The sequence below is a fragment of the Collinsella aerofaciens ATCC 25986 genome, assembly GCF_010509075.1.
GTDB lineage: Bacteria > Actinomycetota > Coriobacteriia > Coriobacteriales > Coriobacteriaceae > Collinsella > Collinsella aerofaciens.
In genome coordinates this window covers 770,841-784,105 of record NZ_CP048433.1, presented here as the reverse complement: position 1 = coordinate 784,105, position 13,265 = coordinate 770,841, and the positions used below count along the sequence as shown (strand labels likewise).

At 59.2% G+C, this 13,265-nt stretch carries 10 protein-coding genes and 2 pseudogenes; 3 read left to right on the top strand and 9 right to left on the bottom strand.

The annotated features are described in order from the left end of the window. Nucleotides 1-1,057 precede the first annotated feature (1,057 nt). The 8 genes and pseudogenes from GXM19_RS11275 to GXM19_RS03600 form a co-directional block, all read right to left on the bottom strand. A complete protein-coding gene (locus GXM19_RS11275) occupies nucleotides 1,058-1,360 on the bottom strand; it encodes a nucleotidyltransferase domain-containing protein (RefSeq protein ID WP_006235584.1) in 303 nt (100 codons plus the stop codon). After that, nucleotides 1,357-2,508 (bottom strand): HNH endonuclease signature motif containing protein, encoded by a 1,152-nt coding sequence (locus tag GXM19_RS03620; protein WP_239057651.1) that lies wholly within the window; start codon nucleotides 2,506-2,508, stop codon nucleotides 1,357-1,359. Before GXM19_RS03620 ends, GXM19_RS11275 begins: the two co-directional genes overlap by 4 nt. Before the next feature lie 420 nt (nucleotides 2,509-2,928). Next, nucleotides 2,929-3,042: pseudogene (locus GXM19_RS11060) on the bottom strand (IS110 family transposase); the annotation flags it as partial. Nucleotides 3,043-3,174: 132 nt separating this feature from the next. Beyond that, a complete protein-coding gene (locus GXM19_RS11270; protein ID WP_421757510.1) occupies nucleotides 3,175-3,519 on the bottom strand; it encodes a helix-turn-helix domain-containing protein in 345 nt (114 codons plus the stop codon). A gap of 443 nt (nucleotides 3,520-3,962) precedes the next feature. Then, the gene (locus tag GXM19_RS03610; RefSeq protein ID WP_006235589.1) at nucleotides 3,963-4,160 is read right to left on the bottom strand and encodes a type II toxin-antitoxin system RelB/DinJ family antitoxin; all 198 of its coding nucleotides are present in this window, start codon (nucleotides 4,158-4,160) and stop codon (nucleotides 3,963-3,965) included. A 76-nt stretch (nucleotides 4,161-4,236) separates the two neighbouring features. Beyond that, complete coding sequence (locus GXM19_RS03605) at nucleotides 4,237-5,016, bottom strand: IS1595 family transposase (protein ID WP_006235590.1); 780 nt, start codon at nucleotides 5,014-5,016, stop codon at nucleotides 4,237-4,239. Between the two features lie 15 nt (nucleotides 5,017-5,031). Beyond that, nucleotides 5,032-5,097: pseudogene (locus GXM19_RS11210) on the bottom strand (IS1/IS1595 family N-terminal zinc-binding domain-containing protein); the annotation flags it as partial. Between the two features lie 184 nt (nucleotides 5,098-5,281). Beyond that, nucleotides 5,282-5,722, bottom strand: coding sequence for a DUF4869 domain-containing protein (locus GXM19_RS03600; RefSeq protein WP_006235591.1), 441 nt, complete (start codon nucleotides 5,720-5,722; stop codon nucleotides 5,282-5,284). A 597-nt stretch (nucleotides 5,723-6,319) separates the two neighbouring features. On the opposite strand from GXM19_RS03600, the gene GXM19_RS03595 reads away from it, so the two are divergent. After that, complete coding sequence (locus tag GXM19_RS03595; RefSeq protein ID WP_115596202.1) at nucleotides 6,320-7,486, top strand: hypothetical protein; 1,167 nt, start codon at nucleotides 6,320-6,322, stop codon at nucleotides 7,484-7,486. Here the strand turns inward: GXM19_RS03595 and GXM19_RS03590 are convergent. Continuing rightward, nucleotides 7,446-8,587, bottom strand: a protein-coding gene (locus tag GXM19_RS03590; protein WP_370448105.1) for an IS3 family transposase whose coding sequence is annotated in 2 segments (ribosomal slippage) — nucleotides 7,446-8,329 and nucleotides 8,329-8,587 — 1,143 coding nt in all. Because the reading frame shifts where the segments join, the coding sequence is not laid out codon by codon here. The two genes, GXM19_RS03595 and GXM19_RS03590, sit on opposite strands and share 41 nt — an antisense overlap. Nucleotides 8,588-8,719: 132 nt before the next feature. Here GXM19_RS03590 and GXM19_RS03580 point away from each other — a divergent pair. Continuing rightward, nucleotides 8,720-9,961: a C39 family peptidase gene (locus GXM19_RS03580; RefSeq protein ID WP_187367065.1), complete on the top strand. Its 1,242-nt coding sequence runs from the start codon at nucleotides 8,720-8,722 to the stop codon at nucleotides 9,959-9,961. Between the two features lie 30 nt (nucleotides 9,962-9,991). Further along, the gene (locus GXM19_RS03575; protein WP_050766187.1) at nucleotides 9,992-13,108 is read left to right on the top strand and encodes an NlpC/P60 family protein; all 3,117 of its coding nucleotides are present in this window, start codon (nucleotides 9,992-9,994) and stop codon (nucleotides 13,106-13,108) included. Nucleotides 13,109-13,265 lie beyond the last annotated feature (157 nt).

Sequence of the window (13,265 nt, the reverse complement as noted above, 5' to 3'; positions counted from 1 at the left end):
CTTCCTGTGTGCGTGCGCAGTGCCTGCTCCTATCAGGAGAGGGACAGGCGCGCCTTACCTGCTTCTCCCGCGAAAGGACCGTATGAGGAAGCGTAAGCGCAGGGATGTCGAAGGTGCTGGGCGCGACGGGGTTGACCGCACTGGCCGTACCTACGCCGAATTCGAGGCGCTCTCGCTTGCCGACAGGTCGCGCGTGGTCCAATGTGACTCCGTTGAGGGCTACGAGCGCAACACCTACGACATCCTGAGCGCACACATCGTGGCCCGGGCGTTCCAAATCTATTTGCGCAAGCGTCATGCCAGCTCCGGCAGCCATCGTTGCCTGCCTCGACCATATAGAGAGTCTCATAGGCTCTGTTGCTGCCTTCGAGGCTATCTTCGGCATCCTGCTAGTCGATTGAGGAGTCGAGTTCGATGATTGGAAGGGCCTGGAGCGCTGGTGTCTCGAAAGCGGAGCTCGGCGCTGCCGCGTGTTCTGCTGCGACGCGATGAGATCCAACCAGTAGTCGGCATGTGAGCGCAACCACGAGCAGCTCAGGCGCATTCTGCCCAAAAGCCGTAGTGGCGGTGCTCTGAGCCCCTACGACGTTGTAGTATGCTGCAGCCACGTAAACTCTTGCCCGCTTGCTGGACTCGCTGGCAGGTGTCCATTCGAGCTCCTCGGAGACCTGTTGCTGTGCGGCATCGGATGATCGCTTCGGGCTGTCCCTCGACAGCGAGCTCGCCGTCTCGCCCGATAAGGGGTCATCCCCGACGGGGTGGTACCAGGCCTACGAGCGGGGCGAAGGCTCTTGGGCCGCCGGGTGTCAGTGGTAGCGTGAAACTGAACACTTGTTCAGTTTCACGCTACCACTGACAGTTCGCAAGCTTCATTATGAATTCAGGGTACCTCATCTTGTCGATGCGGGATTGGCGCCCAGAGCCGGGGTCCCGCCAGAGTGCGATACGCCGTGTGCCGAACATGCAGGCGCGACCGTTGACGCCTTCTTCTCTTCTGCCGGAATCCACGCAGAAAGCATTCTGTACGACAGGCTATGCCAGGTGTTCTACCAAATGGTCATTTTATCTTTCTATAATGAGGCGAGATTCTATCCAAGAATCCGACATGTCGCTCTTCATCGATGCCGAGGACCGTTAAGTCGACTACTCTACCGGTCTCGTTACCTAACTTTTGGGATATCTGTTCGCATCCGGAGACAAGTTGATCGGAATATTTCGAGTACAGTAGCAGCAAATCAATATCACTGTCTGCACTGAGCTCTGAACCACTCAGCGCAGATCCGAACAGATAGACATGATCAAACTGAGAGAACAGTTCTAGGTTGCTGTCGAGAATGTCTATGAGTCTCAAATAGTTCATAGTTTGCGAACGAATGGGAAGAAGCTATCCATATCGAGGAGCTTCACGTTAATTTGCCCCGCAAACACCTGGGCTTCTTCGGAGATGCATTGCTTACCGTTCCATCTATGCAAGTTGACGACAACGGTATGTTCTGCCGGTGCTAAACGGGCCAACTCTGCATAGCTCAGACAGTATTCGTATACGAATAAGAAGCATTTTCCTTTCGCTATATATTCTCTAAGGTTTGTCTTCGACTTGCGAGTTGCTTTCTTTCCGCACAGGCGGAAGTACTTTAGGGCAAAAATCAAGCTGTCTAGCCTCATCTCGGCACGCCTGAAGCAGCGGGCGTCATAGTACATCTGTCGGATACGCGGCGTATCGTCAAGATAAACTACCGCCTCTTTCCCGTTTTCTATTATTTGCAACAATGGATGTTCTGCATCTAGAGAAACATCTATAAATCGCCCCTGTTCGTCAAGCTTTTTGATTAGCAGCTCTAGGGATTCTGCAGAGGGGAGCAGGTCACCTTCTATGGGCTGGATTCCGAAGATGGAGTTGATGACCTCGGGGAAAAGAATAGACCTTTGTCTTTCCGTATTATCTCTGGTGGCTTCGAACTCCTTAGCATGGTCGATAAAATCGCGGACAGCGGCCTGGTTGGAGAAGGAATTGTCCTTGTGGTTCTGGAACAGGCACAAGTTCGATTCGAACAGCGTGCAAAGTTTTCGGTTGTTGACGATTATTTCCTTTTCAAAAACATCCCACAGTCTTCGCTTGTCCTTCATGTAGTAATTCTCATATATCGACTTGTTTCGGGCGAGCAGAGGTGCGGCCTCTTTGCGCAGGTCGTCGAAGGAACTGAACGTCTTTCCGAAAACGCGATCAATTTCTGCGTGACGAATCGACTTCCATTTCCTCACTTCATCTGCCGTGAAAGCGGAGTTTTTGTCGAAATTCGTATGGCAGTTTGGACAGATGAGAATAAGGTTGTCGAACGTGTTCTCTGCGCTTTTGCAATATGGGACGATATGGGCTCGTTCAGCAATGTCTCCATTGCTGATGAATAGATCGGCCCGACAATCTGGATTCATGCATTTGCCGGCAGACTCCGCCCAGAGTCTTCGCTCGACATATGCTGAGATTGGCTTTCTGCTTGTCTTCGACACTTTCCGTCCCCGCTTTGACCTCTTCGATTGACGATTAACTGTCATTTAAGAATATGTTATCCAATGATTGGGCCACCGTCAGGCTTCAAGTGAAGATTATTGAACGGGGAGGTAAATGGAGCACTAAAGAAGTAGACATTCGGCAGCTTTAAGCCCCAGGGTTAACGAATCGCGTGCCGAATGACGCTGCTATAGGCTGTCAAGTCCTTTATCGGACGACATTTTAGCATTCAAGTAGCGGTCGTATTCGCGTCTGATTTCCTCGTGGGGGCATACTTCTCTTCCTATTTCGCTGAGCCTTACATTCGGCACGTTAAGCTCTCGGGCAACCTGCTTTTGGGTCAATCCGAGCGATTTTCGCATGTCCGCCAGTATCGAGCCCCGGGCGTACTTCAACCTCATGGGGCGCCGCAACGTTGGGTAAACCTCCCTGGCTGTGAACCTCTTAAGGCAGCGCATGATCTCTCGCTTTGTCTTGCCGTCGGACTTGCGCTTCGCCATGTAGGCGAGCGTTCTCTCGTCCCCGCGCATCCTGTGTTAGTCATGCCGTCGTAGCCCGCCGAGACCCAGCGGTAGATGGTCGAGGGCGACAGGTCCACCGGCCCGCCGTTGCGCGCCGCCATCTGCTCGGGCGACAGCCCCCGGCGCAGGCAGTCCCTGATGGCCTCAAGCCTCGCCGTCGCGGCGGGCTCGTCGGCGTCGATCCCGCGCCTGGACGAGACGAGCACCGAGTCCGCGCACAGCTGCGCGGCGCGGGCCTCGTAGAAGACGTGCGGGCAGCGCATGCAGCCCACCGCGCGGTAGCGGCCGCAGCCGTCGCGGCAGCGCGGCCACGCCGCCAGGCGCGGGCAGGCAGGCTGCCGACAGGTCGGTGCCGGCGTCGACGCGCTCGCCGCGCCTGGGCTTGGGCGCGGCGACGAACCTGTGCGACGACACCTCGGCGCTCACCGTCGAGGGCGACCTGCCCAGCTCCCTCGCGATCTCCCTGCACGAGGCCCTGCGCTCCAGCATCCTCTGGACCGTATCCCGCTCGTGCCTGGTGAGCCTGCCGTAGGCCCTCGGGACCGCCTTCGCTGCGCCCTTCTTGCTCTTTCCGGACATGGCGTCCTCCGATCTCCCGGGGCCGGCCGATCCGGCCCTCAGGGTATCGGATTCCCATATTCATCCGTACATGTACAGATGAATATGGGAGGTGTTCGGATGAAGTTGATATTCAAGGTCCATATCTATCTGTTCCATCCGGCCGAACGCCCTGTTCCCGAATCATTACCCGTTATCTAAACTGTTGGATTGATTTGGCTCTGTTAGACCATGATTGACATTCTGCCCCAATCATCTTTTTGAAATTGCAAGATAATCGCCCCCTTGCCGGGTTTGAATCCGGCAAGGGGGCGATGTGCTCAAGATCTGTCGGGTCAATCGTGAGGGTCCCATCGCCCAAGTCGATTTGCCGACTATCTTGCCGTCTTCCCGTCGGGCACCGGCGCCTTGACCCTCATCTCGAACGGCAACCCGCCCTTCCGGACGGGCGCCCTGAGGAACGCGTTGACGGCGGTGGACATGGACAGGCCGAGCTCGTCCAGGATGGCCGTGGCCTCCTTTTTGGCCTCCGGGTCGATCCGGATCGTCGTGGCCGGTATATTCGACGGCATGGCTGCACCTTTCCTCGTATATCGCGATGCGACCATTCTACTGTCTCTATGCGGCGGCTTCGGTCCAGTAGTCCATTTAGGGCGGCAGGACGTTGAACATATCATGGATGCGGCTCCTGCACACGCCGTTGGCGAGCTGTCGCGCGACCGTGCGCTCGGCGGTGCCGGAATCGGTCGCCATGAAGGTCCGGCACCACTTGAACCAAGCGAGGTAGGTGCCGAGGTGCTTCGTCGACACGCCCTTAAACGGCTTCATGAAGGTATCGAGGAGCGAATGGACGGTGTTGATCCGGTTGATGGTCCCCTCGGAAGGGTCCTTGGAATCGTAGGCCGTGTGTGCGTCGACCTCGAGCTCCGCGAGGACGTCGACATAGGCGGACGCCTTGTCCGTCGCTACGACGGAAGCGGACGCGATGCGGTCCCTCAGCACGTCCATGGCGCGTTTCCTCGACAGGATGCCTCGTCCCGAGACCTGGAGAAACGTCTCGTTCGAGTCGTTCACGCCGGTCATGACGCAGATCTGCTCGCGCGACAGTCCGCGCCTGTGCACCTGCTTGCCACGATGTCGGGAGTGACGTGGCATCGTAAATGACCCCTTCGTGTGGTTGCCCTTGAACGACTCGGGGAAGTAGGTCTCGTCGAGCTCGCAGCCGCAGCCCCGCCCGGTCTTGAACGAGGGCGAGTAGGCCGAGAGACACTCGATGAGCCTGTGGCGCATGGTGTAGGCGGTCTTGAGGCAGACATGGCAGCGCCCCGCGCATTCGCGCAGGGGCAGCATGAGAACGAAGCACTCGGCATTGGCCATCCAGGTCTCCTTCGGGAGCCTGCTCGTCCCCAGGATGTGCCCGCTGCCCATGCCGAAGGTCCTGCCGCAATCCTGGCAGAGGTAACGCTGCTCGCCGTTCTTTGATTTGCCCTTCTTCACGACCGCGGCGGACCCGCAGCGCGGGGAGCGCTCGGCCTCGTAGGCGGAGCCGGCGGCGTTCGGTCCTGCTGAGGCTCGCGATGTCCCTCTTGAAGGTGATTACCAGGTCCTCGGCGTTCATGCTGCCCCGCGGTCTACGAGGCTAACGATATGGCGCCGTGATGACATATGTATGTCAATCTTGGTCTAACAGAGCCTAACGAAAGTGCATGTCAGGAGTTTCCCTTAGGCATTTTGCGGCTATAGGGACAAGGTCGAACATCGTGTGAACGACATCGCCCGTGTTTGCAACGGTAGCCGTGAACTTGCCGTTTCCAAAATCCATCAGATGGTAGAGGTTGATGGTTAAGTCCTTTTGCGTGGCAATTCTCAGAATCCAGTAAGCGCAATTGTCGCTGCAGGTTGTGGCGTTGTATACGTTCTGAAGCATGAAGTACATGAGCAACAGCGTCTTAGTGCCTCCCGACAGCCTTTCAGGAGGGATAATGCCTAGGATCTTGGTGTCTATTGCGCAGGGTCCAACGACATTGCCTTTATCGATTGATTTAATAATCCTTTGAGCAAAGGCGTCTTGAAACCACTGGGGCGAATAGACGTTATCGAAGTAAACCGACGTATTGTAGATAACGTTTTCCATATCACCATAGTGAATTGTTAACACGTTGGTCCCTTCGGGTTGCTGGTTTGGTGTTCGGTGAGACTGATTGTATCGCACGCATAAGACGGGCGTAATTTGCCAGAAACACATGCGATTGATAACCATTGACAGTCAAGACCTGTATCCAGTGCCCGTATTTGCATGTCCGTACTTGAACCTAAGTTGCTTTGAAGGCCTATGTTTTAGACAATAGTTCCAGGCTAGGCTCTGCGTGGCGGCACGTAAAAGCCGTACTGTGCTTGGGTGGGTAAAAGTCCAAGACGATTAGATATCCGAGAGGATATCGAGCCCGTGCCGGGGAGATAAGGTGAGCCCGCGCCGGGGACTATAGTTCCGGCAACAAATGGGTTTCCGCGAGGATGCCGCGGCTGACGGTCAGTATATTACCGCCCTACACGCTCCTTCCGCGCGTCGCCTGCTCAAACGATTTGCGCCGAATTTTATTCCGCGGGCGGTGAGCCTGTTTATAGACAACGTCACGACCTATAGACGGGTGTCTTGGGGGTATTGCAGCTTGGCTCCCGTCCCCCCAATCTAGTAGACTTGGAAACCGTTGCTAGATTAGGGGGATTTTCCATGAGACGCTTCACGAAACGAATTTCCGGTGCCGCCGCCGCGCTGGCGGTCGCGGCCGCCCTGGCCCTGTGCGGGCCCGCGGCCTACGCCGCCCCCGCCGCCCCGGGCGACGCGCAGGCCCCGGCCGCCGGGGCCCAGCCCGCCGACGGGGGTCCCGCCGCCCAGGCCGACGCCGCCCAGCCCGCGCAGGCCGACGCCTCCCAGCCCGAGGCCTCGCAGGCCGACGGCGCCCAGGCGGAGCCCGCCCGGTCCGAGGCGGCCGCGCCCGTCTCGCTCTCATACTCGGCCCACGTCTCCAATATCGGCTGGATGGGCGCCGTCGCCGGCGGCGAGGTCGCCGGCACGACCGGCAGGGGGCTCCCCCTCGAGGCGCTGCGCCTCGTCCTGTCCGACGCCTCGACCGGCGAGCCCCTCGGCGCCGACGCCATATCCGTCGAGGCCCACGTCTCCAACGTCGGCTGGCAGGCCGCCGTCGGCAACGGCGGCACCGCCGGCACGACCGGCCAGTCCCGCGCCGTCGAGGCCCTGAGGGTCAGGCTGTCCGGGGAGCTGTCGGCCCGCTACACCGTCTGGTACCGCGTCCACTCCGCCGAGTTCGGCTGGCTGGGCTGGGCGTGCGACGGCGCCGACGCCGGCTCGGCGGGCTACGGCCGCGCCGTCCAGGCCGTCCAGGTCGCGGTCCTGCCCAAGGGCGACCCCGCCCCGGGCGACACCGCCACCCCGTTCGTCGACAGGTCCTCCGAGCCCCCCTCCGTCTCCTACCGCGCCCACGTCGCCGGCATCGGCTGGCAGGGCTCCGTCTCGGACGGCGCCGTCGCCGGCACCACCGGGCAGGGCCGCGCCCTCGAGGCCCTCTCGGGCTCCGTCTCCTGGTACGGGCACGGATCCTCCTCCCTCGAGGTGAGGGCCCACGTCTCGAACGTCGGCTGGCAGGGCTGGACCTCGGGGACCGCCGGCACCACCGGGCGCTCCCTAGCGGTCGAGGCGCTCCAGTTCAGGCTCTCCGGCGAGGCCGCCTCGTCCTACGACGTCTGGTACCGCGTGCACTGCTCCGACTACGGCTGGCTCGGCTGGGCCAAGGACGGCGCGTCCGCGGGCACGGTTGGCCTGTCTGGATTGGCAACACCTATTTGGACGATTCCGGGAGGGACAGCCCCGCCTCCCTGAACTCGACCGGAGACATGTAGCCCAGCGTCGAGTGGATCCTGAAGTTGTTGTACCAGTGCACGTAGTCCGAGAGCTTGGCCCGGAGCTCGCGCGTCGTGCCGAACGTCTCGCGGTGGACGAGCTCGGCCTTCAGTATCCTGTTGGTCGACTCGTCGACGGCGTTGTCGTAGGGGCAGCCCTTGGCCGACAGCGACCTCTCAATGCCGAAGGCCTCGAGCATCAGGTCGATCTCGGCGTTGTCGAACTCGCTGCCGCGGTCCGTGTGGAAGACCTCGATGTCCGAGATGGGGAAGGAGAGCGTCGCGAACGCCGACTTGACCAGCCGGGCGTCCTTCCTGGGCCCGGCGGAGTGGCCGACGATCTCCCTGTTGTAGAGGTCGACGAGCAGGCAGACGTAGTTCCACGAGGCCCCGACGCGCACGTAGGTCAGGTCGCTGCATATATGGGTGCGCGGCGCCCTGCCGCCGAAGCCGCGCGCGACGACGTTGGGCACGTCGGCCTCGTTGACCGCCCCGGGGTGCACCTTGAACCTCTTCCTGCCGTATGCGCTGACCAGGCCGTTCTCCCTCATGATGCGGCAGACCCGGCGCCGGCTGACGGTGACGCCCGACCTCTCGAGCGACGCCTTTATCTTGCGCGAGCCGTACCGGCCCTTGCTGGCGGCGTGGGCCGCGACCACGGCCGGCGCGGCGGGGTCCGGCGCGGCGGGCCGGTCGGCCCGCGAGCGCATGGAGTAGTACGTCGACCTCGCGACGCCGAGGAGCCTGCACTGCGCTGATATGGGGTAGCGGCCCTCGTTGGCCGCTATGGCCCTCACTTTCGAGCGTATATCAGCGCCGCTTGTTTTAAGACGTCGACCTCCATCCGGAGCCTGCGGTTCTCGCGCTCGAGCTCCAGGATCCGGTTCTGCTCGGGCGTGCGGTTGCACGCGGCGCGCGGCGAGCCGGTCGCGTTTATCGACTTGATCCACCTCTCCACGGTGCTCTTGCCGAGGTCGTACTCGTCCATGATCTCGCGCTTGGGCTTGCCGGCGTTGTAGAGGTCGACTATCTGCCTCTTGAACTCGTCGGTGAAATGCCTCGGGTGCCTGGGGTCCCTCATATACGGCCCTCCCGTCTCCTGCGCCCCTCCCGGAACTGTCCACATCAGTGTAGCCAATCCAGGCAGGACGCCGCCTCCGCCCCCTCCTACGCCGGCACGGTGGGGCAGGGCCGCGCCGTCCAGGCCGTGAGGGTGTCCCTCTCCGGCCCCGTCTCCGAGCGCTACGACGTGTGGTACCGCGTCCACGCGGCCGGCTACGGCTGGCTCGGCTGGGCCAAGGACGGCGAGGCCGCGGGCACCGAGGGGCTCGGCGTCCAGGCAGAGGCCCTCCAGGCCGTCCTCGTCGAGAAGGGCGGCGACGCCCCCTCGACGGGCGACCCCGCCGAGCTCTCCGTCCCCTCGCTCAGCCTCAGGGCCCACGTCTCCGGCGTCGGCTGGCAGCCCGCCGTCGGCAACGGCGGCACCGCCGGCACGACCGGCCAGTCCCGCGCCGTCGAGGCGATCGCCGCCGAGGTCTCCTCGCCGGTCTCCGGCGGCCTGTCCTACAGCGCCCACGTCTCCGGCGTCGGCTGGCAGGACGAGGTCTCGGGCGGCGCCGTGGCGGGCACCACCGGCCAGGGCAGGGCGGTCGAGTGCGTGAAGATGCGCCTGACCGGCGACCTCTCCGAGTACTACGACGTGTGGTACCGCGCCTACGTGCAGGACTACGGCTGGCTCGGCTGGGCCAGCGACGGGGCCCGCGCCGGCACGACCGGCATCGGCTACCGCGTAGAGGCGCTCCAGGTCCGCGTCCTCGCGAAGGGCTCGGCGGCCCCGGGCCCGACGGACGGCGCGTACAGGGACCGCCCATTGCATCCGAATTCGGTTGTTCTCAACGTCCCTTGTACAATGCAGAACCCCGAGCTTCCGACTGGCTGCGAGTCCGTTGCATTGACCAATGCGCTTAACTATTACGGATTTGGTTTGGGTAAAACCGTCATTGCAGACGCGTATATGCCTAGGAGCAGTTGGGATTTTGTTACGGCGTTTTGGGGCAATCCTCATAGCGCTTCGAATGGAAACTGCATATCTGCTCCCGGACTGACCAACACCGCGAATTCTTTCTTGATTAGCAGTGGTAGTAGTTTGCGAGCCTACGATGTGACCGGTACTGGTTTCTATGACCTTTATTCGTACTTGGAAGCTGGACATCCCGTTATTATTTGGTCAACGATAGGTATGCAAAACCTGGGAAGTTGCTATGCGACTCAGGCTTACGGCGGAAGGGTTTATAGAACCTATACCAACTCTCACACCGTTGTCTTAAGAGGCTTTAATCGCTCCCTAGGTACCGTTTACATTGCTGATTCACTCGCTGGCTATGTCTCTAACTCAGCTCAGCGCATTGCTTCGCTATACTCGCAAAGAGGAGCTCAGGCGGTCGTCATTAAATAGGCGCCGTCGAAGTCGAAGGAAGGTGGAATCGTGAAGCGTCTCTTAGATGTGTCCGTTTCTATACTTGTGGTTATCGCGCTGTTCATGAGTCAATCATGGGCCGTGACTGCTGCATATGCCGATTATTCAATTGACGGATCTGATGATTCAAACAGCTTTCATCTTGAAGGCTCTACTTCCAATCAAGCTGAGCCTATCTCTGGGGGGCAAGAATCGGATGCTGGCTCCGTAGATAGCGAGCCTCAAGACGCGCAGCAGGTCTTATCGGGGGAGACTAACGAAGCCGCTGCCGCTGATTCTGCCTCCAACGATCAGCTCACCGTCAAAAACGTTAGTGTTTCTGCCCATGTGCAGAATATTGGCTGGATGGATCCGGTTAGTTCGGGTAAGGTTGCCGGAACCACGGGTAGGGGCTTGAATCTTGAGGCACTAAAAATCTCACTTGAAGTGGATGGAGCCACCTCTCAAGAACAGATTGCAAATGCCATATCCGTCGAGGCCCACGTCTCCAACGTCGGCTGGCAGGCCGCCGTCGGCAACGGCGGCACCGCCGGCACGACCGGCCAGTCCCGCGCCGTCGAGGCCCTGAGGGTCAGGCTGTCCGGGGAGCTGTCGGCCCGCTACACCGTCTGGTACCGCGTCCACTCCGCCGAGTTCGGCTGGCTGGGCTGGGCGTGCGACGGCGCCGACGCCGGCTCGGCGGGCTACGGCCGCGCCGTCCAGGCCGTCCAGGTCGCGGTCCTGCCCAAGGGCGACCCCGCCCCGGGCGACACCTCCTGTCCTTTTAAGAGCCGTAGCGATGAACCTGCCTCAATCACTGTTCGCTCACATACGTCGAATATTGGTTGGATGTCGCCCGTAGGCGGCGGATCTGTTGCCGGGACAACTGGTAGGGGCCTCCCCATGGAGGCGCTTGAGGCTCAGCTTGGCTGGTATGGTCACTCGGGCTCCATTGAGCTTCGTGGCCATGTTTCTAATGTCGGCTGGCAACAGTGGTCTGAGGGGCACTGTGGAACGACTGGTAAGTCTCAGCGTCTCGAAGCCGTTCAGATTCGTCTAACCGGTGAGGCAGCTGAAAAATATGACATTTGGTACTGTGCTCATGTCTCTGGTATAGGCTGGCTCGATTGGGCTTGTAATGGAGCTGCCGCTGGTTCTGCCGGTAAAGGCAAGGCTATCGAAGCGGTAAAGGTAATCCTTGTGGAGAAAGGCGGAGCAGCGCCTGGCTCTTCGAGCAAGGTCTTTATCGGCGATCTAGATGCTGTTGCGGTTTCCGGATCCGCCGTTTCTGGGGAGAGTCTTGGCTTATCTTCTGGTCAAAAGGCTACGATTGGAGGCAAGGGCGCCAAACTGCTGAACTCCATTGCCTTAAGCGTTGCAGGCCAAACTGATGACGGGTCAATTTCCTATGCCGTTATGGATGCATATTCAGGCTGGGGTGCTTCCGAATCGGATGGCGGCGCCGCCAAGGCGGTATCCGGCGCACCCATTAAAGCGATAAAAATGTCGCTGAGCGGCCAGTTTGCTGCCAATTATGACATTTGGTATCGAGTATACGATTCCGGTAATGGCTGGACGGGCTGGACGTCAAATGGTCAGGCATGTGGCGTTTCTGGTGGTTCTTCCGGTTTGTGCGGCATAGATGTTGCACTTGTTCGTAAGGGTCAACCTGCCCCTGGTTCTACCGGTAATGCATTTACCGAAACGTCGGGAATCGGTCTTGTATCCCAGGCGCACGTTGCTTCTGCGGGCTGGTTGGCTCCCGTTGGCAATGGCGAAACTGCCGGCCAGACGGGCATGTCTCGTTCTCTGCAGGCGTTGTATATTTCGACGCAGGGCATCGATGCCTCCGTTGAAGTGTCAGCACACGTTGCGAATATCGGTTGGCAGCCATACGTTTCGGGTGCTTCCTATGCTGGCACTGTTGGCAAGGGCCTCGCAATTCAGGCGGTTAAATTAAGGCTCACTGGCAACGACTCGTCAAAATACAATATTTACTACCGTATTCATGCGGCGGATTATGGTTGGCTTGGTTGGGCTAAAAATGACGCCGCAGCTGGCACCGTTGGGCTGTCTAAGCAGGCCGAGGCAATTCAAATTAAGTTGGTTGCCAAGGGTTCGTCCGACGCTCCCGTTCAAGATCATGCTGCGTTGATCCAGCTTCCTGGGCTATCCGCTAAGGCAAATTGCTCCGGTCTTGGCTGGCAAGCGTCTGTTGGCAATGGCGGTGTTGCCGGAACGGTTGGGCAGAACCGTGCCATGGAGGCAATGCAACTGTCCCTTTCCGATAGTTCCATGAACGGTGGCATTTCGTATTCCGCCCACGTATCCAATATCGGCTGGCAATCTGCTGTCTCAGATGGAGCCACAGCGGGAACCATTGGACAGGGACAACAAATCCAAGCTGTGAAGATTAATTTGACTGGTGACGTTTCGAATTACTTTGATGTCTGGTATCGCGTCCACGTGTCAAATTACGGATGGCTTGGCTGGACCAAAAATGGATCACCGGCGGGCACCACGAAGCTTGGCATTCCTGTTCAGGCATTACAGGTAAAGATTGTTCCCAAGGGCGCTTCCGCACCAGGCTCTACGTCTGATTCGTATTTTGAGACCTATCGTTATATGGGGTATCAGACCCCGGGATCTTATCCAAAGGTTAGTTGCAATAGCGTGCAGCTTCCTTCGTATTGCACCGGTTACTTTACGTATGTCACGCCTTCTCGAATTCCTTACAACGCTTCGCGACAGGATTGCATCAACGCATTCGTCCAGCGTGCTCGTGAATATATCGGGACGCGTTATATCGAGCCTTGGTCTTCTTGGCCGGGGGATGCGGTTGATTGTTCGGGCTTAGTGCTGCAATGTCTGTATGCGACTGGCATGGATATGGGTTGGTATAACCCGTATAACCATCGTTGGTTGCCCGAGCAAACCTACAACTCCATGAATTGGTATCGCAACAACACGTTTATGCCGGTTAGCACTTCTGCTATGCAGAGGGGAGATGTGGTCTACTACCAGGGCCATATTGGAATCTATATCGGAAACGGTCGAATCATTGATTCGTGGCCTGGGATCGGTGTGACCGAGCGCTCGGTCAATGCTCCAGGTCGTGTAATCGGTGCCGCTAGGCCTTTCGCATAGAGTCTGTTGAGGCGCTCCGTTGCAGGAGCGCCTCTTTTTGACTGTGTGCTAACTGGTGCTTTCCTAAGCTTTAAATGCCTGTATGGAAGTGCGGTAATATAGCTAGTATTCGTTTCTTTATCTGTGGTTACTGTCTCGGGGGGATATGCATGAAACG